The following is a 23,629-nucleotide window of genomic DNA, read 5'->3' as shown; positions in this document are numbered from 1 at the left end:
TGCGTACGCAAGATATTGAACCGCCGTATACGGAACCGTACGTACGGTGGTGTGAGAGGTCGGATAATCAATTAATGATTATCCTCCTACTCGATTTGTGGGAGGGGCGGAGCGGCGGAATCGACGGAGAAGGTGCTAAATCAACAATGAGAGGGAAGGATCAACAAAGAGCAAGCGGGATAAACAATGAGAGCAGAAAATCAACAAAGAGGAGAAGGAATCAACAATGAACCAACAAATCTACTCCCCGCCCAACTAAACCTCAAAAAAGACTGCCCACCTGGACAGCCTCAACGATTAAATCTCTACTTTTCTAGCGAGATACCACCAGGAAAGGAAGTAAAACGATGAATATAACAGTAAATCAAAAATTAAATTACTTACATAATAAATGGCTTCGTCAGGATTCCCTGTTGTGGTGAATGAAAAGTCACTATCACTAAAAGAGAACTCACCCTGCGTGAAGTTAGCATCTAAGTAGATAGGGCCCAGCTCAAGTAAGTTAAGAGGGTTATACGCATAAATTAAAGGGTACAGAAAAATGAAGAAAAAGATAGTGAACACCGCAAAAATAGATCCTTTCCAACCACCCTCCCCTTTAAACATAATCACACCAAAAAAGTAAGGGAACGTTACAAAAATTTGATAAATAATTGCGACAGGGATAAGAATCAATAGACCACTAGTTAAAACAAATTTTAATAGGTCAAATGACCCTGCGTGTATAGGTGTCTGACCAACTAATCCCGTTATGGCCCAAAGTACAATAACAAACACTACGATATAAACTGTCCATATGACAACAGACAAAGTTTTACTCCAAATCTTCTTATGAACAGAAGCCGGAAGCATTAACCAATGAGCGACTGTTTTCATACGCCATTCTTTCCAAATTGCATTAATCGGCAAGGCGATTCCTAAAAAAAGAAATTGAACTAGATAGAAAAAGACGATTAACCCGAACAGACTTTCATCATATTTCATCGCAAATCCTGTCACTAAAATCGCAATCAACACCAACACCGCAGAATAAATCAACATCATCGGCACTTGCAATCTTAGATCACGTTTTAATAGTGTAAGAAACGAGGTCATTTGCTCACCTCCTTAAAGATTTCTTGAACCGTTTTACCTTGCTCTATCCGCATTTCTTCAAGATCCTCTGTGAAATACGCGATGCTAGAGCCTTTGATTACGACTAGTCCATCAATCAAAAATTCAATTTCATCGTATTCATGCGTGGCGAACAGGATCAGTCGTTCCTCATCCAATGTAAAGGAAGAAAGCAAATGCAAGAGATCTTCTTTCTTATTCGTATCAATTCCGGAGAGTGGTTCATCCATGATAAGAACGGGTGCTGGGTTCGCGAGCGTCAACACAAGATTAAATAGGTTGCGGTGACCTTTGGATAGATTTTTAATTTTCCCATCGACCGGCAGCTTAATCATATCTAACATTTCATACACGCGATTTACTTGGAAGTTAGGAATCATTTTTTCGTGAAATTGAATTTGGTACTCAAGTGTTGAGAAGCCGTCCAGCATCTCTTGGTCGGATAGATAAGCAACCTGGCTCCGCCGACCTTCTGCGGTGGTATGGCCATTAACAGAGATGCTTCCTTTTGAGGGGCGCGCCAGTCCGCTAATCATGCGAAGGAGCGTTGATTTTCCTGTTCCGTTTTCTCCAATGATGCCATAGATGCGGTTGCCCGCAAGCGTTATATTCAAATCTCGGAGTACTTCTTTTCGCCCGTATGACTTGGATAGTTGAGTGATTTCAATTTTCTGCATCTGGTTCGTCCTCCTGCGTCTCAAGTAACGAATGAAGCTGATCTTTAATTTGGTTATTGGAAAACCCGAGCTTATATAGGTAATCAATCATTTCTTGAATGTGAGACTGTGCCAATTGTACTCTCAATTCTCTTACCACCTCTTCGTCCTCTGTTACAAAAGTTCCCTGGCCTCTTCTCGTAAAAGTAACCCCCTCACGATCCATTTCAAGATAGGACCGTGAAGCGGTATTTGGATTCACACGTAAGGACTGGGCCGTTTCTCTGACTGAGGGAAGTTTATCCCCAGGGCGGAGTTCGCCATTACTGATTTTCTGATAATAGTAATCCGCTATTTGCCGATAGATCGGCTTTGACGGGTCAAACTCAATCGTCACCTAGAGATCACCCCTTTCTGTTTAACTAAGCTGTTTTTATGATAAAACGTCTTTCTTTTTAAAGACAAGATGAGCGATTACCAACAGGATGATGGAGTAAACCGCGATCACTGCTAGGGAAAAACCAAGACTCATTCCACCCATGATAGGTTCTCCTCCAAAATTCAAATAGTCATTTGAACTATACTCCTGAAGTGTAAGGTTCGCTGTAATTAAGTATCTTACCCAATCAAAACGTAGAAGGAAAAGAGTAATAGTGGTTCCGATAAAGTATAAAACAATAACAGATGAAATGGATAATGCAGAGTTTCTAGTCGCAACAGCGATACAAAGACCGAATGTTAGATAGAAGAAAAAAGTTGGTATATTGTATAGGATCCACAAGCCTAAAGTAGAAATGGCATTTATAAACGATGTTTCATTCTCATAAATTATGCTTCCAATAAGGTAGCTTACAGTAGCTAATATTATTAGAAAGAAAATACTAATTAAAAAAGTAGTAATCCATTTTGACAGCAAGATGTTGGTACGACTAATCGGGCGGATTAACAACTGCTTCATTGTACCACTCTTATACTCACTAGTAACACTTGAGATTAATACGATTGTAGAGAAAACTAGAACAATCATGGCTAGACTGTCTAGTGAACCAATGGCAAATTCTAGAGCCGATAATGACGGGAGTGTTTCTCCCCCAAAATCGTAGTTCGTAACAAAGTAAGAAAGACCAGCACCTGCTGCAATTAAGAAAAGCATCACAATTCCAAAGATCAAAAACTTATTTCGATAATATGCCTTCGTCCACTCATTCTGCATTAATGAAAGAAACATCTACATCACTTCCTTTTCTGTTAACGAATGATACGTATCTTCGAGTGATTTCTTGTAGGACACATGATAAATACCAACCTCATTCTTGACGAGGGCCATTACTATAGAAGGAACTTGCTCAACTGTGGTTGCCTCGAGCACTAAATTCTTCTCCTCTTTACGCACGGTTCCGTATTGAGCCAAGATTTCTTCCGCTTTTTTCGGTTGAGTGACTTCAAATACAGCCGCCACTTCCTGATGAGCCCCTTGCTCTTGGTCACTCACAGCCAGTTCGTTAATGACCTGGCCAGCCTTGATGACGATGGCGCGGTCACACATTAATTCAATCTCTGATAACAGGTGGGACGATACAAGAATCGCAACACCCGCATTACGTGCAAGATCCTTCAGATACGAACGCAATTCACGAATACCCTTTGGATCGAGTCCGTTTGTCGGTTCATCTAAGATTAAAATACTAGGCTCATGTAAAATGGAGAGCGCAATCCCCAGACGCTGCTTCATCCCCAAAGAGTACGTTTTGACCTTTTTATCAATCGCATGATCAAGCTCAACCATGTTAATCACTTCTTGAATACGTTCAGGAGAAATCTTCTGTTTGGACATCCGTGCGAAATGCATGAGGTTTTTGCGACCGGACATATACTCATACAGATCCGGGTTCTCAACAATTGCACCAATTTTGGAGAGAGCCTGCTCCCGTTCTGTACGGATGCTGTGGCCACCAATCTTCACATCGCCCTCATCCATACTAATTAAGCTGACGATCATACGAATCGTTGTTGTTTTCCCCGAGCCGTTTGGTCCAAGAAATCCGTAAATTTTTCCGGCTTCCACAGAAAAAGACATGTTCTTAATGATCTTCTTTCCACCTAAACTTTTACTTACATTCTCGACAACCAAAGGCCGAGCTAATTGATCTCCCATTTTCTCCACTCCCTATTCTGTTCTGGTGTATTACTTGCATAGTACACCATGATATAAAAATGTGCAACCAGTATTTGGAGAAAAAATTGAAAATAGGCGATAGCGAAGAGGGGGAGATGCAGGTGTGGGAAGGGATTAAAGAAAATAAGGAATAAAAAACCTTTTTTTACGAATATGGGGTGAGTGAGGGAGATGGGACACTGAACGGGATACCAAGATAAGAACAAACACATCAATAACCAAGAAAAATAGCATCAATACCAAGATCCCACATGCGTTACCAAGAATGATCAATCAAACACCAAGAGAAAGCACCAAATCACCAAGTCCCCAGTCAACTCCACCAAGAAAAGACCCCTGATACCAAGCCCAAAACAGAAATACCAAGAACGCACCTTCTATACCAAGGAGGATGAACCAAAAACCAAGAACTCTCACAGAATTACCAAGCTCCGCGCCTCTACAACCAAGAACCACCACCAAATAAGGGTGAAAAATGTTCATTTTTCTAAGTGCATTGAAATCTAAGTCTCAACCAAGAACAACAACATCAATACCAAGAACCCACATGCGTTACCAAGAGCGATGAACCCAATACCAAGAGAAAGCACCAAATCACCAAGCCCCCAGCCAACTCCACCAAGAAAAGACCCCTGATACCAAGCCCAAAACTGAAACACCAATAACGTATCCTCTATACTAAGAACATCGAGCCAAACATCAAGAACTCTCAGAGCAAAACCAAGCTCAAAGTAGCCACAACCAAGAACCAAAGTCAAATAAGGATGAAAAATGTTCATTTTTCGATGTACATTTGACCTCAAGTCTCAACCAAGAACAACAGCACAAATACCAAGCCACCACCCTCTTTACAAGAGTAATGGCCAAACACCAAGAGAAAGCACCAAATCAACAAGCCCGCAACCTCCACTAGTAAAAGTGATGCTAGTCAAAAAAAAGGCCGCGGTAAATTTGGATTAATTCAGTATAATGCACATAACAATTTACTAGGAGTGTCTATGAATGAAATAACATACGAGGTAGAGTTCAAGATTCAAACAGTTGAAATGGTGAGAAGGTGCTGGAAAACGGGTAGCTTAAGTAGTTAGAAAATTAGATATGACTGAACAGATGCTCCACAACTGGGTGGAGAGATAAGAAGAAGGTTTAAGGTACAACGTTTGTCGGAATGGGGAATGCCTGAGGACAAGAATAAGCGAGATCTCTAAAAGCGTTCTTGTGACTTAAAAGAGGAAAATGGGCATCTTCGAAAAAGACCGAAATTAATCTGCGACTTCATTTAGAACGTACAATGAGAGCATAACCTCCTTCAGTCGGCTTTATTCACCAATTTGATCGAGGGAGCGGAAATCAATTAATATTCCCTCACTTTTGGCTTTTATTTTGTTGTACTGAGTATAAAATATCATTCTACATAACAATATTTAGAACCCTTCTTCTTGTAAGAAGTTTTTTATTAAACAAATTCCCCTTAATGCTCCTATTAAGGGGAAATGTAGAGGAGAAGCCATACACCAAAGAAAAATTGATGTAAGAACGTACTAACATTATTTTATTCACCGTAAGCCATTTAAGTTACAGTGATTGTCGTTTTCTTAAAAGAAATTAGATCTAAGACACAAATGTTTTCTAAAGAATATATTAGTAAAGGAAATACAAATTTAAATTCTTTAGGAAGGATCACATTATATGTAAATGAATTTTATTACTAATGGTAATTTTAAAAGAGGAATTTTATTTCCATGGATAAGTGATCGTGCAAAAATAACTGAAATTCATGGAAACTATTGTGCTGTATTACCTTCTGAAATAGGGTCGACCATTTATCAAATCGTTCCAGTTCTCTCTTTTAATAAATATAAATTAATCTTCTCTTTATCTTCAAATAGTTACGGACCTCTTCCGTCAATAAGAGTTAACGTTGGATATAGAGACATCCAAGGAAGCACAATATATACAGTAACTTTAATTGAAATCTCTTCGGACCAGTTTGCTACATCCAGTAAGTGTGTAATTTTTGAAGAATACATTCATTGTGCAAATTTTAACGCAGTTTCTCTCATTATAGAATTTGAAATAGCAGGTAAAAGGCTCTCTAAATCGGACTTATTAATTAATGATGTGAAGTTGATATCAACTATTGAAATCTATTGAATGCCATTTAGTAGTATGAATAAGAGATACAATTTTTATAAGTCTCGAGCCCTAAGTTACTTCTTCTTTAGGGTATCTTCTAGTTCACCCAATTAAAGTTGGAAGAAAAATCACACAGCATAAGTTCTTGGCACTTACATAAACCGCAACAGTGACTGATTAAAATCATCCTGGCAGCCGTTGACCTATTTACTCCTGTAAACTCTTTGTTTACAAGTGATGTCTATTCTAAAAAGATGATGTTGAGGGGCAACCCCTAATAGCTATTACAAGTATTTTTGATACATGTCTTACTAAGTTATTTACTATCCATCTATATGCTGAATTATACATGCAGTTAGGCATATCGAGTTTCCAACGTCTATCTTTCCCATAAGATATCAAAGCTCTAAAATTATTGGAGTAACTGAGGAGGTAAAGATGTTAATAAACCGTCTTTTAAACAGTGGTTTTGAAACGGGAACATTGGTTCCATGGGTTGTTACAAATGGTTTTCTTACTACGTCATTTAGTCATACAGGTCTCTATGCGGTTCAACTTTCTAGTGCTACAGGTGCCAGTCTTTCTCAAAATGTTGCGATAGAACCAGGTGAGAGCTTTGAGGTATTGGCCTCACTGGCGAGAACAACTGGACTTCCATCTCCACAGGTGGTTTTAACAGTCCAATTTTTCGATGCACTCTTTAATGCTGTAGGGGCGACTACTTCGGTGGTCATTGAAACGTCTGGTTTACCAGTTGTTGAAAACGAAACATGGTTAACTGTGTATGAAACCACTCCTATCGCACCAGTGGGAGCAGCCTCAGCAACCATTACTTTCACTATTACCCCTGTTGTTGGTGGATCTGACATTGTCATTGATGATGTTGCACTGATTTCTTCCACTCAATTATTTGTCCCGAGTGGACCTCCAGGGCCAACGGGACCAACAGGACCAACAGGGCCAACGGGACCAACGGGACCAACAGGACCAACAGGACCAACGGGACCAACGGGAGCAGCAGGGACAGGAGTCGCAGGACCAACAGGACCAACGGGACCAACAGGAGCCACGGGAGTCACAGGACCAACGGGAGCCACAGGAATAGCTGGAAACGGAGCGATAATTCCGTTTGCATCTGGTCTTCCAACTGCCTTAACTACAGTTCTTGGGGGATTAGCTGGTACTACAAGTCTTGTTGGGTTTGGTAACTCTGTAACAGGATTAAGTTTATTAGGAGGCAACACTCTAGATTTAACTGGAGCTGCAGGTACCTTACTAAACTTTGCATTTATCGTACCTAGGGATGGAGTAATCACTTCATTATCGGCTTTATTCAGTACCACTGCTGCACTAGCATTAATTGGTACTACAGTAACGATCACAGCGCAAGTTTTCCGTTCACCAGGACCGGCAGCTACAAACATCCTAACAGCAATACCTGGAGCATCTGTTACGCTGACACCACCATTAACAGGATTAGTGTCTATTGGAACTATTTCTACTGGTAACGCAACAGGACTCTCCATTCCAGTAACTGCAGGAGACCGTCTTTTAATTGTTTTCTCAGCAACGGCTGCGGGGGTTAGCTTAGTTAATGCTGTTGCAGGATATGCAAGTGCAGGGTTAGGTATAAGTTAACTTATATAGATCATTTAATTCTTGTAAAACTTTAATCTAAAAAAAGTAGCTATGAAGAAAAACGTAGCTACTTTTTTATTGTATGAATTGTTTTATCACTTATAAAAAAGTCATAAAGAATAAAATGATAAGTATAATGCAACATTCTTTTTATCGATTTTTAAGGTAGAACATTTAATATTAAGGATCGACGAGTCTTGAACGTTCTACAGAATAACAAGAGCAGCTGGAGGTATCATTCTGTCGTCTAAAAAATTGCATGAACTATCATTAATGGAAGATTAATTTGTTTTAGAAAAACTCGCTGACAAGACTAAGCCTATTAATTCAAAGGGATAGAAGTTTCATTTGAAATTGGAAGATATGAGATAGAGTTTAAACAACTCTACAAATGGACCAAGCTGATGGTTGGAGTGTAACACCTACAAAGACATAAAACAGAAATACCAAGACCGCACCCTCTATACCAAGAAGGGAGAACCAAACACCAAGAACATTCAAATCGTAACCAAGCTCTCACCCACCACAACCGAACTAGGGTGAAAAATGTTCATTTTTCTAAGTGCATTGAAATCTAAGCCTCAACCAAGATCAACAACACCAATACCAAGATCCTACATGCGTTACCAAGAGCGATGAACCCAACACCAAGAGAAAGCGCCAAATCACTAAGCCCCCAGCCAATTCCACTAAGAAAAGACCCCTAATACCAAGCCCAAAACAGAAATACCAAGAACGCACCTTCTATACCAAGGAGGATGAACCAAAAACCAAGAACTCTCACAGAATTACCAAGCTCCGCGCCTCTACAACCAAGAACCACCACCAAATGAGGATGAAAAATGTTCATTTTTCTAAGTGCATTGAAATCTAAGTCTCAACCAAGATCAATAACACCAATACCAAGACCCCACACGCATTACCAAGCCCAAAACAGAAACACCAAGCCCACACCCTCTATACCAAGAACGATCAACCAAACACCAAGAACTCTCAGCCCATCACCAAGCTCCAATCCACCACAACCAAGAACTCCTACCCCAACCCACAAAAAAACAACGCCTAAGCGTTGTCTCCTTACTTACAAATCTTCCCCAAAAACGATTCAATACAATAATCCCAGTAATCCCACGTATGATCTGCTTTTTCCTCTTCGTAATACGCATCGACCCCTTGATTCTTTAGATGATCGCGGAACCTACTATTCATCTCATACAGAAAGTCGTCGGTGCCGCAGTATTGATAGAGCTCAGGCAGCGCACGTCCTGCTTGCTGGTGCTTAGTGACTAATGAAAAGAGGTCGGCACCGATGGCTTCAAGGTCTGGATTATGGCCGAAGATGCTGGTAAGGCTTCGTTCGCGTTCGTCTTGCTGGTCTTCTGGTACGGCGCTCATTAAGCCTCGAACGTCAAGTGCTCCTGAGAAGCTTGCGGCTGCTCGGAAGCGGTCTGGGTGATTTAGGGCGAGCTTGAATGCGCCGTATCCGCCCATGGAGAGGCCGGCGACGTAGGTGTGCTCGGGACTGGTTTCAATTTTAAAGTGGGTATTCACAATGTGGGGGAGTTCTTCTGAGATGTAGGTCCAGTAGTTTTTGCCGTAGGCCATGTCTGTGTAGAAGCTGGTGTCAGCGTTTGGCATAATGACAGCGATGCCAAATGTATCGGCGTATCGTTCGATTGCGGTGCGTCTGACCCAGTTGGTTTCGTTATCGCCTCGTCCGTGTAAAAGGTAGAGAGTCCTTCTAGGTTGTGTGGTTTGCGTGTGTTCGGGAAGAATAATCTGTAGTCCGGTTTGCATGCCAAGTGATTCTGGTACAAAGTGTCCGTGAAAACTAGCCAATGTCATCGCTCCCTTTTTAGTTGATAGGGTTATCGTACTTGAATCTGCCATTCTTTTCATGTAAAAACGCTTGGAACCTGAATGTGATATAATTTCCTGTGATAACAAGTATGAGAGGATGTTGATGATGTTAACGATTGAACAAATTAAAGAGATCATTCCACACCGCTATCCGTTTTTATTGATTGACCGTGTAGATGAGGTAGAAGAGGGCAAACGTGCCGTTGCGATCAAAAATGTAACAGCGAATGAAGAGTTTTTCAATGGGCATTTCCCGGACTATCCTGTGATGCCAGGTGTGCTAATTCTAGAGGCACTTGCACAAACAGGAGCGGTATCGATTCTGACAAAGGAAGAGAACAAAGGGAAAATTGGATTGTTTGGAGGCATTGAAAAGTGTCGCTTCAAACGTCAGGTAAAACCGGGCGACCAGCTTCGTCTGGAAGTAGAGATCACTCGTTTAAAAGGCCCTGTAGCTAAAGCGCATGGTGTCGCGACGGTAAACGGGGAAGTAGCAGTAGAAGCAGACATGACGTTTGCCCTGCAACAAAACAGTTAATTGACACTTAGTTAAGCCGTGATTCGTTGGATGTGTGCAATGTGTGAGACCGTGTGACCCTGCAAAAGAATGTATAAGTGTGACTTGTTTAATAGACGACTGGCGCAGGCGTTGGTAAGATATAACCTGATCAAAAACAACTACGCACTGCGGGAGGTCAACGTATGAAGAAGTCAACAGGCATTCTAGCCGCAGCCCTTGTTTCTGTAGCTGTTCTCGGCGCATGTGGAGATGATGATGGACAGGATACTCCATCAACCAATAGTAATGACCGCGATAGCATTGAGGATCCGGCAACCTTTGATGAGCCAGAATCGGCTGAGGATGAAGAGGAGTTTCAAACGGAATCGTCGGATGAACAGTTAATGGATAATGATGATGAACGAATGGAAGGTAGCTCGGTCGAATCGGACGAGCAATCAGACGAATAGATGGCAGAAGACCCCTGTTGTATATACAGGGGTCTTTTTCCTATGATATTAGGCAACTATTTTGTGACAAAAGTCCCTGTTATTACTATGAAAATCCATCACTACCAGGTATACTATAAAAAAATAGAAGCGAGGGAAGAGAAAGATGGCAAGGGAGCAAATTCTTTTAATAGATGACAGTGATGATCTGTACGACAAGTTGGACCAGGATGCAAAAGCCGAACAGTTTATTCTTATCAGGCAACGAAGTGACCTAGCGCTTGAAAAAGTGATGGAGATGCTGGAACCAAAGCTAATCATAATCGGAGAGAGGATACTGGACGGGGAGCCTCTAGAGTTATGTACACTGCTTCGCAAACAGACGTTAATTCCCATCATCATGACTCTTGGAGAGTCGTGCACGATGCAAAAAGCAGTCGAAGCAGGTGCGAATGACTTTATTAGCGCACCAATCCCTTACGTGGAGCTACTCTTACGGATTAAAGCACATTTAAATCATTACCGAAGAATGCGAGATCACAAGCAGTGTGAACTCCAACTTGATAGTCTTTTCATTGATCTGATTTCACAGAAAGTCCAGCATCATCACAAGCCGATTGATCTGTCAGCCCAAGAGTTTAAACTCCTTACATTCCTTGCGTACAGGCCAAACACCGTCTTTAGCTCAGACCAGCTTTTTTACCATGTATGGGGAGACGATAAGCCCTATGATTCCGGGACAGTGATGGTTCACATTAGTAATATTCGAAAGAAACTCCCTCCAAAAGAAGGAGCCCCTAGCTTTATTCAGACCATTCATGGGGTGGGATATACCATCCATGATTTCTATTGTTAGATAATTTGGCAGAATATTTCGATAAAATAGATTGCACGATATCGAACAGATCAGTATAATTTTAACTGAATTACAAAATGAAAGTTAATCTTTCGTTTTTCGTGGATCTCCGAGAACCTTACCCATTTCTCGTAATTTACGACGCGCGCTTTTGCTCCAGCTAGCGACAGTGTTCACCGTGACCTGGTGCCGAGCAGCCAAGGATTTGATGCTTTTTCCTTGAATAAGCACCTGTTCCACATACAGCAATTCGCGTGGTGATAATTGGTTTAAGAAAGGAGTGAAGTGAGAACCGGTGCTCTCGTATTCATCTTCTACAGAAAGATTCTCTAGCAGATGTTCTGTTGATTCATCTGTCAGAACAAACCGTTCTGTATTGCGAATCTCTTTACGTACGTATGAAATGAGATCACCGCGAACCCGCAGCTGGGCAAACGCTGCAAACTCGCCTTTCTCAGGTGTGAAGCGGCGGTATGCATCCCACAGGGCAATCATGGCAACTTGATAGGCTTCATCGTAATGTTGCATGAGGCTTAGTCTTTTAATCTGACTCTTAATAAGTGGTGTATATTGGGCTAATACATGTTCAAACGTAGCATTCATTTTATAGACCTAACTGAAAGCGCGCTTTCTATGGATTCCGCGGTAAATTCAGATTAAGAGAGTTTTGGGTTTTACGCATGTGGGCAAAAAGGGGAAACAAGAAGATTATTTCGTACGTTTTAAGTAAACTACCTCAGAAATTACAGAAGAATGCGATCAAATGCAGCTCAAAATAATCAAAAACGCATGAATTCAAAAAAGTACGAGGAGGAAATTTAAAAATGACCGAAGCAAATAATCAATCTATCATTCATTACTCTGATGATTATGGAATTGGTCCACAAACATTATTGATCAAACCTAATCACGATATTGAATACTCTACAAAGATCATGGAGCCGAATCGAACATACTACGTCAAACAGACGCCTCTTCAGCTTATTGAAACAGCATGTCTATCAAATGGCTCAAGCTATGATGGGCGCTCCAAATTTAGCGTAGCAAGCTTAGGGATAAAATCTAAGCCTCCTATTCTAATCAGTGAAAGCCAAGCCATCATCGCCGCACCTACGCATTCGCCTTCTAATCCTAAGTGCCAGTGGTTTTTCCCAAGGCATATCGTATCAAGCGATGGGAATGTGCAAGAGGGAAAGGACGGAACTCAAGTGATCTTCCGTGACCGAACAAAGATATTCCTTGAAATATCCCACTCGCAATTCCTCCATGCCCTAACAAAAGCACATAGGTGTCAAGCATTCCTACAAAACTTTAATTAAAGACGAAATGGTGCGGACTAAATGTTTCCGTACCATTTTTTTATTAAACAAACGTTTAAATAATAGGTAGAACGGGTAAGGAGCAAAGAGTTTTTAGGAAAGGATGAGTGGATGTCTACCAACAATTCAATGCTGTACGGAAATACCCCGCCCTTTCTCGGAGCAATTAATGGAACAACCGATTCCTATGATGAGGCGGATGTGCTGATTTATGGTGTGCCATGGGAAGGCGCTGTGACTTGGGGAGATTATACGGGATGTGAGCTCGGTCCTAAGGTGATGCGCTTATGCTCGGGTCGTTACTCGGGTTACTTACCAGAGCTTGATCATATTGATGTCTTTGAACATCTAACGCTAGCAGATCTAGGGGATGTGGATGTGGTTCCGGCCGACGTAGATGAGACGATGAACCGCATTGCAAACTTTGCGAAGGATGTCTGGAATACAAAGGCTTTTCCAATCGCGCTTGGTGGCGATCATGGGATTACCTATCCGATCGTGCGAGGTTTAACCGAAGCCTACCCAGATAAGAAAATTGGTATCTTACACCTTGATACGCATTATGACAACATGCCTCACCATGAAGGCGAAAAGTATGCCCGCTCCACACCGTTTGCTAGATTATATGAGCTGGACGGCGTCGTGAATGAAAGTCTCATTCATACAGGAATTCACGGACCACGTAATAAGCCGGCAACCGGACGTTATGCAAAAGAGGCTGGTGCAAAAACAGTCACAGTGAACCAAATTCGCGAAGCGACTGACTTACGAGAGTTCGCAGGAGAGTTATACGACATGGCTAGTGCCAATGTGGACCTTGTCTATTTATCCATTTGTAGTGATGTCTTGGATGTGGCCTTTAATCCAGGAGGACCTGCCGATGTAAATGGTCTCACAAGCTATGAATTACTGACACTTGTCTATGAGTTTGCATCAAGAGGACTTGTTGGAATGGACTTTGTTGAAGTGTATCCTCAGCAGGACGCAAACGATATTTCCTCCCATTTTGCCTCAACTCTAGCCCTTTACGCTCTAGCTGGACATATCAAATATAAAGAATAAATAAAGACGAGCATCATGACCCCCTCGCTGGGGGATTTTTTAGTGTGTTCATATATCTTCTAAACCGCGACATGAAGGCTCTCCATTCATTTGAAAATGTAATATTACAGTTTCGTTACAATGATAGATTGAAAGACAAATTTCGTGTAAAATTTAGCTTATATTCGAGTTTAATCCCTTATTTTGTAATAATTTTATGCGGGAATAAATAGGACTTTAGACGCAGTAGACTCACGCAGCCGAAACATACTATATAAACTAGATTAGAGGAGGTTCTTTTTTTGAACCAAGCAACTAAGATGAAAAAGGCCGTATTAACAACAACTGTCGCTACAGGAATTGTACTTGCCGCTCCAACCATTGCTGACGCAGCACTAGGAGATCAGACACTTCGCCAAGGGATGAGTCACTCAGACGTTACTCAGCTTCAAGATGAATTAAAGTCAAAAGGTTTCTTTACATACGAAAAATCAACTGGATACTACGGAACCATCACAACGGATGCTGTTCGTAAGTTCCAACAAGCCAACGGTCTATCCGCAGACGGGATTGCTGGACCAAAAACAATCGGTGCGCTTAAAGGCGGATCATCGTCTCAAAAAGCAACTTCAACGTCCCCGTCTTCAAACACGAACGTTTCTTATTCAGGGATTCTACGTGTTGGATCAAGTGGCAACCAAGTAAAACAACTACAATCTCAATTACGTTCCGCAGGCTTCCTAAATAAAGAACCAAACGGACAATACGACAATGCGACAAAAGACGCAGTGATGTCGTTCCAACGTAATAAGAGCCTGCAAGTAGACGGAATCGCAGGTCCAAAAACATTCGCTGCACTAAATAACACAGGTGGCTCAAAAGCACCAGCACCATCAAATCAAACAACAAAGAACACCAACACAAGCCCATCTGCAACATCAAGCATCCTACGTGTAGGAAGCAGAGGCGCAGCTGTAACAGAACTACAATCACAACTACGCTCAGTTGGTGTATTCAACCAGAATCCAACAGGTTACTACGGAAATGACACACGCGATGCTGTGCGCAAATTCCAAAGTGCTAATGGACTGACAGCAGACGGAATTGCTGGACCAAAAACATTCGCAAAACTAGGACAAGGCTCAACGTACAAGCCTAACACCGAAGTAAAAAACGAAACAGTCTCAAACAACAATAACTCAGGTGCAACCGTAACAAACATCGTAGCCGAGGCATCTAAGCACATTGGCGTTCCGTACAAATGGGGCGGTGGCACACCATCCGGATTTGACTGCAGCGGATTCATTCAATATGTCTTCAAACAACAAGGCATCTCAGTTCCAAGAACCGCAGCATCACAATACAGTGCTGGAAAAAGCGTATCCTCCCTACAAGTCGGAGACATCGTCTTTTTCGAAACATACAAAGCAGGCCCATCACATAACGGAATCTACATCGGAAACAACCAGTTCATCCACTCAGGATCGAGCTCAGGCGTAACCATCACAAGCATGGACAATAGCTATTGGAAACCACGCTACCTCGGTGCAAAGCGCTTTTAATTAAACGTTTATTTAAACCCTCTCTGATAGTGTCGGAGGGGGTTTTTGGGTTGGATTGAGAGGGGGAGCGGGTTCTTAGTAGAGAGGGTAAAGCTCATACTAAGGTGGAGAAAGTGCTTGTTATGAGGCGCTTGGGTCTTGGTAACAAAGGGTCAATCTTGCTAACAGGAGCTCCGACCTTGGTAACGCACCCTACTTCTTAATAGAATCCGCTCCAGGCTTACTAAAACCACCATTCCACTTACTAACGCCTTACTCAGCTTGGTAAAAAACCAAAGTTCTTGCTCAGTACCCAATTATTCTTGAATAGACCCACTGTTCATTTTTATTCCTTATTATATTGAACCGAGAAAACATAACCTAATCTTAATAAATAGTTCGTTGAATGCATGGATAAATAAGGATATTATAAGGGTGACTCATGTTTTATGAAAGGAGCTTATAAATTGAGCATTATTGATAACATTGATCCTTTTCTAATGCAATTGTTTATTGTTCCACTTGTGGTTATAGGAATAGGGGTATTTGTGTCAGTTCTTTTCAAGAAGATGTGGATTGCTCCTGTCATAACATTACTTTTAAATCTGAGTTACGAAATATGGTACGATCTATATTATTATCCTGGGACTAGTATCAATTTCACCTCTTGGAATATCATATTTCCTCTGATTTCACTTGCCATTTCTGTGATCGTTATCTTGAGCTTGTCTATTAAAGCTTACGAGAATTAAGTCTGAGAGGGAGGGGGGCAGGGGAGTCTTGGTTAAGAGAACAATGCTCTTGCTACGGTGGAGAAAGTTCTTGTTATCCTGAACTTGGGTCTTGGTAACAGAGGGTCAACCTTGCTAACAGGTGCTCCGACCTTGGTAACGCACCCTAGTTCTTGATAGAATCCGCTCCAGGCTTACTAAAACCACCATTCCTCTTGCTAACACCTCGCCCAGCTTGGTAAAACAACCGAAGTCCTTGCTCAGCACCCAATTCTTCTTGAATAACCCCACAAACTTCAATGCAGTGATGAAAATGGGCATTTTTATTCCTTATTTCTTTCAGGATCAAGTTCACTTAAAACAAAAAAACCAATCTGGCGCTCTCACCAGATTGGTTTCAAGTTAAAGCAAATAGGTGTAGATGATAGCCCCGCTTATTACCCCTAACGTACTTGCAATGAACATCTTTTTCTGTGATGGAGATTTTGGGTCCTTAATCTTTTTCGGATCGTCCATAAGGAATCACGTCCTTTTTATTTACACTTTACCCTTTATGTTCCAATTGAAACGTGTATCTACTTCAGTTAAGCACTAATTAAAATCAAGCTGACAGTTAGTATAAACAGCACTACAAAACCATCCCCATCACCCGATCCATTTTCTCACTCTCCTCATCAACCCCAACACACTCACACAAACTCCGGTGCACGGTCTTAAACTCACCGTATATCATCCGCACCTTCCTCATCACATCACCTTCGTCTCGATAACCATCCCACTCAGCCAACACCTCAAGCTGCCGCTGATCCAACAGACTCCGCTCCCCCTCATACTTGGCCCAATCGCCTAATGTATTTGGTTGCTCTCCTTTATCCATATACCAGGCTGTCACAACAATCATTCGTAACTGATTCAGGCAGCTGAGAGCATAATTCCACTCACCCCGTCTCGCGCGTCGATAGACCTCATGAGAATGGGCGAGAAACTTCGTTTGCAACACCATGACTTCTTCCACACTTGGCTCATAACGCAATGTCCTCGACTCTGCAACGAGCTCATGCAAGAATCCATCTCGATCCAACACAATCTTACTGTCTTGAAGCCATACAGATGCTACTAGATCCCGCTTCCGATAATAAAAAGAATCTACCTTTATAAACGTTTCATAGTGAGCCACACTATAATTAGTCCAAGGTGAATCCTCAAAAAAGAGCACATCTCCCCACCCATTAGCACGCTCTCGTTTAGCCGATCGATAGCGTTCATACTGATCATCACTCACAACAATACGCACATCAATATCAGAATAGATGTCTGTAGAACCCGTTCCAATTGAGCCCCCATAAAAGCCACCAATAATGTGTTCATCCGCAAGTAAGTCATCCTCAATCCTTTGTTGCAAAGCCAGGCGTTGTTTAGGCAAGTCCTGATCTCTTACTAAATAGCTAGAGTTGAATCCCACACATACAAAAATCACTCCTCAAAAAGTCATATAAAACTATTTCTCTATCAATCGTCAAATTCCTCTCACCCACAGTTAGCGTTTACGTTTTGAGAATTGGGGCGAGGCATCACAAGATCTTAAGAAATTTCACACCCTGACTCAACAAAGGATTATGCCAATTCATGTAGAATAAGATAAGTATTCTTTATGAACGTTTTAAAAATAAACAGAAGAGGGTGTAATAAAATTGAAATTAAAAGCATGGTTTAAATGTAAATTTCAAAAGAAGCACAAGTACAGTTATTACACCGATGAGTGTATTATATGTGGGAAGAAACGAAGAGGTAGTGAGGTTTCTGATTGAAAGTACCAAAGCCTTAACGTATTAATTTTAAATACAACAAACCCCCTGTAGTTATGGCTACAGGGGGTTTCATGTTCATTAATCCAATTCTAAGTGTTTACGTAATTCATTACTAATGTCTGCGATCGTTTCATCACTTAAGACAACATAAGATAATCCATCAATAGTAGGAGTAGTATAATCAAATTCAAGCTGGTCAACAGTACCTAACGCATTACGATAATTGTTTTGCAGTGTCCACATATCATCTAATGACATATCAGTCTTAACAGAACCACCAACAACATTTAGCATGTCCCCAGCCTTTGTAATAGAACTGAATTGTGCAGCTTCTTTAAAAACGGCTTCAACAATCTCACGTTGGCGTGCAGCTCGTCCAAGGTCTCCTTGTGGATCTTCTTTTCTCATTCTAGTGTATGCAAGTGCTTCATCACCACTTAAGAACTGCCTACCCTCTGAAAAATCGTAACCACCTGATGAAAAAGCAAAGTTATTATCAACTGTCACACCACCGAGTGCATCAATTAGCTCTTTAAACCCTTCCATGTTAATGGTTACATAATGATCAATATTAACATTGAATAGATTTTCAACAGAGTCCATAGCCATTGCCGGTCCACCATAAGCATAGGCGTGGTTTATTTTTTCTGTTGTTCCTCTGCCAACTATTTCAGTACGCGTATCTCGGGGGATACTTAACATTTTCATTGATTTCATAGCAGGATTAACCGTTACTAGAATCATCGTATCCGATCGACCTGACAAATCTTCTCCATGTGCATCAATTCCTGCAATCAAGAAAGAGACAGGTTCAGAGTCATTAATATCAACTGTACGAGTAGGTAACTGCCGCCCGTCAATTGGCTCATGAATTGAATTTGCTGTATCACGTATGGAATCATACACATAATAGGCAAACCCAACACCCGCAAGAAACAAAACACCTACAATAATAATTGCAATTTTAAAACCCTTTTTCATAGATTATAATCGCCTTTCTTTGTTGTTATATAGGTCTTTAGACCTTCAAGGCACAATACTTTCATAAGTATATGAAAAAAATTACAGATACACAAGCTAAATTTAATCGTTGTACCCTTTAAATCTATGATATAATCCAATTTAGTTATAGAAAGTTACTTAATTTAGGGGGTCTTCAAAAAGAATGAAAGAAACAATTAGTCTAAAAGACATATTTCTCACGCTAAAAAGTAGGCTTAAACTACTTATTATTATTCCAATAATAGCAATGGCTCTTGCTGCAATTGTCAGCTTTTTTGTGTTAACGCCTAAATATGAAAGTGAAACACAATTATTAATCACTCAAACAAACGGTAATCCAGATCAAGCATTTACTCAGACAGAGATCCGAACAAATATTGAACTCATCAATACATACAATGAAATTATTAAGAATGCACGAATTCTTGAACCAGTTATAGAAGAAACAAACGTTAAACTTACTGCAAGTCAACTAAATAAAATGATCACGGTAAGTACGGCTAATGATTCTCAAGTAATTAAAATAACTGTTGAAGATACTTCACCTGAACAAGCGGCTCTCATTGCAAATACTGTAGCTCAAGTTTTTGAATCCGAGATAACAACCATTATGAACGTAGATAATGTAAATATATTATCCCCAGCTAAAGTAGGTGAAAATACCTCGCCAGTGAGTCCAAATCCTTCGTTAAATATTGCGATAGCTTTAGTACTTGGGTTAGCAATTGCAGTAGGAGTTGCTTTCTTACTTGAATACCTTGATACAACCATAAAAACTGAGAAAGATATAGAAGACGCACTTGAATTGCCAGTTCTTGGAGCAGTTTCTAACATGGATAGTATGGAACAAAGTACAAAGAAATACTCATAGAAAGTTGGAGAAGGAGATAATACGAAATGACACGTTCTAGACAAAATGCGCACAAAAAAACAGGTTCTAGGAATAAGACACAACGACACCTAATAGCTGATTTACATAAACATTCACCTATATCTGAACAATATAGAACTATTCGTACTAATATTGAATTCTCATCCGTAGATAAAGAACTTAGAAGTTTTGTAGTTACTTCAGCCGGACCTGGTGAAGGTAAATCAACGAGCGTTGCAAATCTAGCAATAGTTATGGCTCAAAATGGAAATAGTGTTTTAGTGATTGATGCTGACATGAGAAGACCTACAGCTCACTATACATTTAGTTTATCAAATACTCGCGGTTTAACTAATGTTCTCTCCAAGCAAAGTTTGTTAGAAGAAACTGTTCAAAACACTAATATAGATAATTTATCTATATTAACTTGTGGTCCAATTCCTCCAAATCCAGCTGAACTATTAAACTCACAGATGATGGAGATTATAATTAAAGAAGCCTTAAGTCAATTTGATATTGTCTTCTTTGACGCTCCTCCTGTGATGGCTGTAACAGATGCTCAACTTTTAGCAAGTAAAGTTGATGGCACAATTCTGGTAACATCCAGTGGTAAGACTGATAAAGAAGAGGCAATAAAAACAAAGGAACTTCTTGTTAAGACAAATGCGAACTTATTAGGTGTTATACTTAATAATAAATCAGTAGATGAAAAAAGCTATTACTATTACTCATAATAATAGAATAATAAGGGGTTTTATTGTATGATCGATTGTCATTGTCATATTCTTCCTGGTCTAGATGATGGTGCGAAATCTTTAGCTCATAGTATTGAGATGGCACGTACGGCAGTAGATGAAGGTATTACAACCATAATTGCGACTCCACATCATGAAAATCCTTATTTTAATTCAACCTCTGAACAAATGCTAAATGGAGTGCAAGAACTGAATAGAGCTCTTGAGGCGGAAGGAATTCCTCTAGAAATAATGCCTGGTCAAGAGATTCGAATGTTTGGAGATTTGTTAAAGCATTTATCTTTGGGTTATTCGGTACCGCTGTCAGGGAGCGGAAGATATGTACTTTTGGAGTTTCCGACTAACTCGGTCCCAGCATATACCGAACGCTTATTATATGATTTAGCTGTTCAAGGTTATATTCCAGTAATCGCTCACCCAGAGAGAAACAAGGTCTTTCTGGATAAACCTGAGAAGCTGTTCAATTTTGTTCAAAATGGAGCACTGACACAAATTACTACCTCAAGTCTAACAGGAGACTTTGGAAAAAATATTCAAACCTTTACTAATCAGTTAATTGAAGCAAACCAAGCTCATATACTTGCTTCTGATGCTCATAACTTAGAAGCACGAACCTTTAGAATGAAAAAAGCATTTGAATTAATTGAGCATTCATATGGAAATGATCTTGTATACGACTTGCAACTAAATGCAGAATGTATACTCTTAAATAAAAACATAGTTGTTGAGCCACCTAGTCATGTTAAGAAGAGAAAGATTTTTAGTTTCTTTAGATAATTATTCGAAGCAGTAAAGTGTCTATTGGCAGTTTACTGCTTAACTTAGTTTTATTTCTTATATAGATATAAAAAATTGGTTATGAATAGTTTACTCATAAGGTCTAAATAAAATATAAAAGCATGTTATTTATCGACATTAATTGAAGATTCTTAAGGTATTTAGTCAATGAAAACTTAAAAAAATCTCGATATTTGTACATGTTTGTAGTATGATTAAACCAGTCAATGGAATTACTTTCTTATAATTACTAAGCAATAAATCAGTTGATTTAAAGGTAATATCTCCCCTACCGTTATCAGTTGGAGATACTCAATTATGCAACGGGCTTTATAAGCCTTAGGTGCTTGTCACCGAGGGTGTGATGAGAGGGTTGGTTTAATGCCATGAACTGGTTATGTCTAAAAAAGAGTTAGAAAAGCGTTTTCAATATGTAAACGATTTTCTAACTCTTTTTTATTATTTTGTCATTTAATTGATTTTATATTTCGAATTATTTAAAGCATTAAATTTAAAGTATTTGTATTTTACAATTTAACAAGAGGAGAGAAATTAAGAAATGAGTATGAAACAAAGATTACTGACATTAGTGGTTATTGACTCAACAATTGTTCTTGTATCAATATACATATGCAATTTCATCCTATCAGCTGGAAACTCACTTTTATCTAAAGAAATTATTATAAGCTCGATTGTTTTGCTTTTTGTTCATCACGTTTGTGCTTATAAATTCAAGCTTTATAAGAGGGCTTGGGAATATGCAAGCATAACCGAATTGAAAGCAATTGTCTATGCTATTACTATTTCAATATTTGCTACTGGAATTGTTCAAATTATAGGTTTTCAAAACTTATATGTGCGAACTCTAATTATGACTTGGATGATGCATGTGATATTAATTGGTGGATCAAGAATGTCTTGGAGGGTCTACAAAGATACATACATTGGAAAAAAGAAAGACGGAAAAAGAACATTAATAGTAGGAGCGGGATCAGCAGGAACGATGATTGCGCGCCAATTAAAACAAGATCAAGATACAATGTTAATACCAATAGGATTTATTGATGATAACATAACTAAACATGGACTCGAAATTATGAGTTTACCGGTATTGGCGGAATCAAAAGATATAATGATAATTGTAGAAAAATACAAAATAGATCACATTATTATTGCAATTCCTTCACTTAAGAAATCTGATCTAAATCATATTGTAAAATTATGTACTGATACAAAAGTTAAAACACAAATATTACCACGTATGGAAGATCTAGTTCTTGGTTCTGTTGAAGTAAGTCAGTTCAAGGACGTAGACGTGGAAGATTTGCTCGGCAGGGAACCAGTGGAATTAGATATAGATGGTATAGCTGAATTTATTACTAATGAAACAATTTTAGTGACGGGTGCTGGGGGTTCAATTGGTTCTGAAATATGTAGACAAGTAGCCAGATTTTCACCTGAGCAGCTCATACTGCTTGGTCATGGTGAAAATAGTATTTATTCAATTGAAATGGAACTACGAAGGACATTACCAAATCTTAAGATTGCTACTGAGATTGCAGATATACAGGATAAAGAAAAAATACATATTATTATGGAAAATCATCGTCCACATGTTGTTTTTCACGCAGCAGCTCACAAACATGTTCCATTAATGGAGCGCAATCCTGAAGAAGCGGTAAAGAATAATGTTATAGGAACACTTAACGTGTCTGAAGCTGCTGACTTAGCTAAAGTAAATACATTTGTAATGATATCAAGTGATAAAGCTGTTAATCCTACTAGTGTAATGGGTGCAACTAAAAGAATTGCAGAGATGGTTGTTCAACATATGGATATGATTAGTGAAACTAGGTTTGTAGCAGTACGTTTTGGAAATGTATTAGGAAGTCGAGGTAGTGTTATTCCGTTGTTTAAAGACCAGATAAAGAATGGCGGTCCAGTTACAGTTACGCATCCAGATATGGTGCGATATTTTATGACAATACCTGAAGCTTCTAGATTAGTTCTTCAAGCTGGATCTCTTGCTGAGGGCGGAGAGGTATTTGTATTAGATATGGGAGAACCAGTTAATATTTCAGATTTAGCAAGAAACTTAATACGTTTATCAGGTTATAATGAAGAAGAAATAACAATTGAATATACAGGTATGAGACCTGGAGAAAAGATGTTTGAAGAATTATTAGGCGTAGATGAAGTACACCATGAGCAAGTGTATCCTATGATTTATAGAGGGAAAACTCCAGAAGTTGATATAAATGTAACTTACAATCTAATAGACAGATTCCATGGTAGAAACAAAGAGGAGTTAAGGAGCGAATTACTTAAAATTGCTAATTTTAAAGTAAAAGAATTACGTGTTCTTAATATAGTAAAGTAATATTTAAAAAATTCTATTAGA

General features: G+C 39.7%; 24 protein-coding genes. 13 read left to right on the top strand and 11 right to left on the bottom strand.

Features of this window, described 5'->3' with window-relative positions; genetic code table 11:
- On the top strand, positions 1 to 230 hold a 230-nt coding region (locus ACQKKO_RS01900; RefSeq protein WP_498643765.1), incomplete at its 5' end, for a hypothetical protein.
- Between the two features lie 67 nt (positions 231 to 297).
- Here the strand turns inward: ACQKKO_RS01900 and ACQKKO_RS01895 are convergent.
- The 6 genes from ACQKKO_RS01895 to ACQKKO_RS01870 all read right to left on the bottom strand — a co-directional run bounded on the left by ACQKKO_RS01895 (position 298) and on the right by ACQKKO_RS01870 (position 4,604).
- The gene (locus ACQKKO_RS01895) at positions 298 to 1,095 is read right to left on the bottom strand and encodes a hypothetical protein (protein ID WP_498643763.1); all 798 of its coding nucleotides are present in this window, start codon (positions 1,093 to 1,095) and stop codon (positions 298 to 300) included.
- Positions 1,092 to 1,790 carry an ATP-binding cassette domain-containing protein gene (locus ACQKKO_RS01890; RefSeq protein ID WP_498643761.1) on the bottom strand — a complete coding sequence of 233 codons (699 nt, stop codon included), beginning with the start codon at positions 1,788 to 1,790 and terminating at the stop codon, positions 1,092 to 1,094. The genes ACQKKO_RS01895 and ACQKKO_RS01890 overlap by 4 nt, the downstream gene beginning before the upstream one ends.
- Positions 1,777 to 2,166, bottom strand: a complete 390-nt coding sequence (locus tag ACQKKO_RS01885; protein ID WP_498643758.1) for a GntR family transcriptional regulator — start codon at positions 2,164 to 2,166, stop codon at positions 1,777 to 1,779. The genes ACQKKO_RS01890 and ACQKKO_RS01885 overlap by 14 nt, the downstream gene beginning before the upstream one ends.
- A gap of 36 nt (positions 2,167 to 2,202) precedes the next feature.
- Positions 2,203 to 2,997 carry a DUF2705 family protein gene (locus ACQKKO_RS01880; protein ID WP_498643756.1) on the bottom strand — a complete coding sequence of 265 codons (795 nt, stop codon included), beginning with the start codon at positions 2,995 to 2,997 and terminating at the stop codon, positions 2,203 to 2,205.
- Positions 2,998 to 3,924 (bottom strand): ABC transporter ATP-binding protein, encoded by a 927-nt coding sequence (locus tag ACQKKO_RS01875; protein WP_498643754.1) that lies wholly within the window; start codon positions 3,922 to 3,924, stop codon positions 2,998 to 3,000.
- 524 nt (positions 3,925 to 4,448) lie between these two features.
- On the bottom strand, positions 4,449 to 4,604 hold the full coding sequence (locus tag ACQKKO_RS01870) for a hypothetical protein (protein WP_498643752.1): 156 nt from the start codon (positions 4,602 to 4,604) through the stop codon (positions 4,449 to 4,451).
- Between the two features lie 1,915 nt (positions 4,605 to 6,519).
- On the opposite strand from ACQKKO_RS01870, the gene ACQKKO_RS01865 reads away from it, so the two are divergent.
- On the top strand, positions 6,520 to 7,719 hold the full coding sequence (locus ACQKKO_RS01865) for an NTTRR-F1 domain (RefSeq protein ID WP_498643750.1): 1,200 nt from the start codon (positions 6,520 to 6,522) through the stop codon (positions 7,717 to 7,719).
- Positions 7,720 to 8,638: 919 nt separating this feature from the next.
- On the opposite strand, the gene ACQKKO_RS01860 is transcribed toward ACQKKO_RS01865, so the two are convergent.
- On the bottom strand, positions 8,639 to 8,770 hold the full coding sequence (locus ACQKKO_RS01860; RefSeq protein WP_498643748.1) for a hypothetical protein: 132 nt from the start codon (positions 8,768 to 8,770) through the stop codon (positions 8,639 to 8,641).
- A 26-nt stretch (positions 8,771 to 8,796) separates the two neighbouring features.
- Complete coding sequence (locus ACQKKO_RS01855; RefSeq protein ID WP_498643746.1) at positions 8,797 to 9,558, bottom strand: alpha/beta hydrolase; 762 nt, start codon at positions 9,556 to 9,558, stop codon at positions 8,797 to 8,799.
- Between the two features lie 127 nt (positions 9,559 to 9,685).
- Here ACQKKO_RS01855 and fabZ point away from each other — a divergent pair, with 127 nt between their 5' ends.
- The 3 genes from fabZ to ACQKKO_RS01840 all read left to right on the top strand — a co-directional run bounded on the left by fabZ (position 9,686) and on the right by ACQKKO_RS01840 (position 11,383).
- Positions 9,686 to 10,117, top strand: a complete 432-nt coding sequence (gene fabZ, locus ACQKKO_RS01850) for a 3-hydroxyacyl-ACP dehydratase FabZ (protein ID WP_343131593.1) — start codon at positions 9,686 to 9,688, stop codon at positions 10,115 to 10,117.
- A 164-nt stretch (positions 10,118 to 10,281) separates the two neighbouring features.
- Entirely contained in the window at positions 10,282 to 10,548 is a 267-nt protein-coding gene (locus ACQKKO_RS01845) for a hypothetical protein (RefSeq protein WP_498643744.1), read from the top strand.
- Positions 10,549 to 10,693: 145 nt separating this feature from the next.
- The gene (locus tag ACQKKO_RS01840) at positions 10,694 to 11,383 is read left to right on the top strand and encodes a winged helix-turn-helix domain-containing protein (protein WP_498643742.1); all 690 of its coding nucleotides are present in this window, start codon (positions 10,694 to 10,696) and stop codon (positions 11,381 to 11,383) included.
- An 84-nt stretch (positions 11,384 to 11,467) separates the two neighbouring features.
- Here the strand turns inward: ACQKKO_RS01840 and ACQKKO_RS01835 are convergent, their stop codons facing one another.
- Positions 11,468 to 11,986, bottom strand: a complete 519-nt coding sequence (locus tag ACQKKO_RS01835; RefSeq protein WP_498643741.1) for a sigma-70 family RNA polymerase sigma factor — start codon at positions 11,984 to 11,986, stop codon at positions 11,468 to 11,470.
- A 221-nt stretch (positions 11,987 to 12,207) separates the two neighbouring features.
- Here ACQKKO_RS01835 and ACQKKO_RS01830 point away from each other — a divergent pair, with 221 nt between their 5' ends.
- The 4 genes from ACQKKO_RS01830 to ACQKKO_RS01815 all read left to right on the top strand — a co-directional run bounded on the left by ACQKKO_RS01830 (position 12,208) and on the right by ACQKKO_RS01815 (position 16,036).
- Positions 12,208 to 12,702, top strand: a complete 495-nt coding sequence (locus ACQKKO_RS01830) for a competence protein ComK (protein ID WP_498643739.1) — start codon at positions 12,208 to 12,210, stop codon at positions 12,700 to 12,702.
- A 111-nt stretch (positions 12,703 to 12,813) separates the two neighbouring features.
- Entirely contained in the window at positions 12,814 to 13,764 is a 951-nt protein-coding gene (locus ACQKKO_RS01825) for an agmatinase family protein (RefSeq protein ID WP_498643737.1), read from the top strand.
- 281 nt (positions 13,765 to 14,045) lie between these two features.
- Positions 14,046 to 15,305 (top strand): C40 family peptidase, encoded by a 1,260-nt coding sequence (locus ACQKKO_RS01820; RefSeq protein ID WP_498643736.1) that lies wholly within the window; start codon positions 14,046 to 14,048, stop codon positions 15,303 to 15,305.
- 428 nt (positions 15,306 to 15,733) lie between these two features.
- Entirely contained in the window at positions 15,734 to 16,036 is a 303-nt protein-coding gene (locus ACQKKO_RS01815; RefSeq protein ID WP_498643734.1) for a DUF2651 family protein, read from the top strand.
- A gap of 607 nt (positions 16,037 to 16,643) precedes the next feature.
- Here the strand turns inward: ACQKKO_RS01815 and ACQKKO_RS01810 are convergent.
- Together ACQKKO_RS01810 and ACQKKO_RS01805 are read right to left on the bottom strand one after the other, a co-directional pair.
- The gene (locus tag ACQKKO_RS01810) at positions 16,644 to 17,438 is read right to left on the bottom strand and encodes a hypothetical protein (RefSeq protein WP_498643732.1); all 795 of its coding nucleotides are present in this window, start codon (positions 17,436 to 17,438) and stop codon (positions 16,644 to 16,646) included.
- 463 nt (positions 17,439 to 17,901) lie between these two features.
- Positions 17,902 to 18,804, bottom strand: a complete 903-nt coding sequence (locus ACQKKO_RS01805; RefSeq protein ID WP_498643730.1) for an LCP family glycopolymer transferase — start codon at positions 18,802 to 18,804, stop codon at positions 17,902 to 17,904.
- A 184-nt stretch (positions 18,805 to 18,988) separates the two neighbouring features.
- Between ACQKKO_RS01805 and ACQKKO_RS01800 the strand changes: the two genes are divergently transcribed.
- The 4 genes from ACQKKO_RS01800 to ACQKKO_RS01785 all read left to right on the top strand — a co-directional run bounded on the left by ACQKKO_RS01800 (position 18,989) and on the right by ACQKKO_RS01785 (position 23,608).
- Positions 18,989 to 19,696, top strand: coding sequence for a YveK family protein (locus ACQKKO_RS01800; RefSeq protein WP_498643728.1), 708 nt, complete (start codon positions 18,989 to 18,991; stop codon positions 19,694 to 19,696).
- Between the two features lie 26 nt (positions 19,697 to 19,722).
- Positions 19,723 to 20,430, top strand: coding sequence for a CpsD/CapB family tyrosine-protein kinase (locus ACQKKO_RS01795; RefSeq protein WP_498643726.1), 708 nt, complete (start codon positions 19,723 to 19,725; stop codon positions 20,428 to 20,430).
- A 27-nt stretch (positions 20,431 to 20,457) separates the two neighbouring features.
- A complete protein-coding gene (locus tag ACQKKO_RS01790; protein ID WP_498643724.1) occupies positions 20,458 to 21,228 on the top strand; it encodes a tyrosine-protein phosphatase in 771 nt (256 codons plus the stop codon).
- 559 nt (positions 21,229 to 21,787) lie between these two features.
- Positions 21,788 to 23,608 carry a polysaccharide biosynthesis protein gene (locus ACQKKO_RS01785; protein WP_498643722.1) on the top strand — a complete coding sequence of 607 codons (1,821 nt, stop codon included), beginning with the start codon at positions 21,788 to 21,790 and terminating at the stop codon, positions 23,606 to 23,608.
- Positions 23,609 to 23,629 lie beyond the last annotated feature (21 nt).

It is taken from the genome of Alkalihalobacillus sp. NPDC127517 (genome assembly GCF_050276055.1).
Classification (GTDB): domain Bacteria; phylum Bacillota; class Bacilli; order Bacillales; family Bacillaceae_D; genus Alkalicoccobacillus.
Note: the sequence above shows the minus strand (reverse complement) of the source record. Positions and strands in the feature narration are given on the sequence as shown.

Coding starts and splice junctions, on each gene's coding strand:
- ACQKKO_RS01895 (WP_498643763.1), bottom strand. CDS start 1,095: ATGACCTCGTTTCTTACACTATTAAAACGTGATCTAAGATTGCAAGTG.
- ACQKKO_RS01890 (WP_498643761.1), bottom strand. CDS start 1,790: ATGCAGAAAATTGAAATCACTCAACTATCCAAGTCATACGGGCGAAAA.
- ACQKKO_RS01880 (WP_498643756.1), bottom strand. CDS start 2,997: ATGTTTCTTTCATTAATGCAGAATGAGTGGACGAAGGCATATTATCGA.
- ACQKKO_RS01875 (WP_498643754.1), bottom strand. CDS start 3,924: ATGGGAGATCAATTAGCTCGGCCTTTGGTTGTCGAGAATGTAAGTAAA.
- ACQKKO_RS01865 (WP_498643750.1), top strand. CDS start 6,520: ATGTTAATAAACCGTCTTTTAAACAGTGGTTTTGAAACGGGAACATTG.
- fabZ (WP_343131593.1), top strand. CDS start 9,686: ATGTTAACGATTGAACAAATTAAAGAGATCATTCCACACCGCTATCCG.
- ACQKKO_RS01845 (WP_498643744.1), top strand. CDS start 10,282: ATGAAGAAGTCAACAGGCATTCTAGCCGCAGCCCTTGTTTCTGTAGCT.
- ACQKKO_RS01840 (WP_498643742.1), top strand. CDS start 10,694: ATGGCAAGGGAGCAAATTCTTTTAATAGATGACAGTGATGATCTGTAC.
- ACQKKO_RS01835 (WP_498643741.1), bottom strand. CDS start 11,986: ATGAATGCTACGTTTGAACATGTATTAGCCCAATATACACCACTTATT.
- ACQKKO_RS01830 (WP_498643739.1), top strand. CDS start 12,208: ATGACCGAAGCAAATAATCAATCTATCATTCATTACTCTGATGATTAT.
- ACQKKO_RS01825 (WP_498643737.1), top strand. CDS start 12,814: ATGTCTACCAACAATTCAATGCTGTACGGAAATACCCCGCCCTTTCTC.
- ACQKKO_RS01815 (WP_498643734.1), top strand. CDS start 15,734: ATGAAAGGAGCTTATAAATTGAGCATTATTGATAACATTGATCCTTTT.
- ACQKKO_RS01805 (WP_498643730.1), bottom strand. CDS start 18,804: ATGAAAAAGGGTTTTAAAATTGCAATTATTATTGTAGGTGTTTTGTTT.
- ACQKKO_RS01800 (WP_498643728.1), top strand. CDS start 18,989: ATGAAAGAAACAATTAGTCTAAAAGACATATTTCTCACGCTAAAAAGT.
- ACQKKO_RS01795 (WP_498643726.1), top strand. CDS start 19,723: ATGACACGTTCTAGACAAAATGCGCACAAAAAAACAGGTTCTAGGAAT.
- ACQKKO_RS01790 (WP_498643724.1), top strand. CDS start 20,458: ATGATCGATTGTCATTGTCATATTCTTCCTGGTCTAGATGATGGTGCG.
- ACQKKO_RS01785 (WP_498643722.1), top strand. CDS start 21,788: ATGAGTATGAAACAAAGATTACTGACATTAGTGGTTATTGACTCAACA.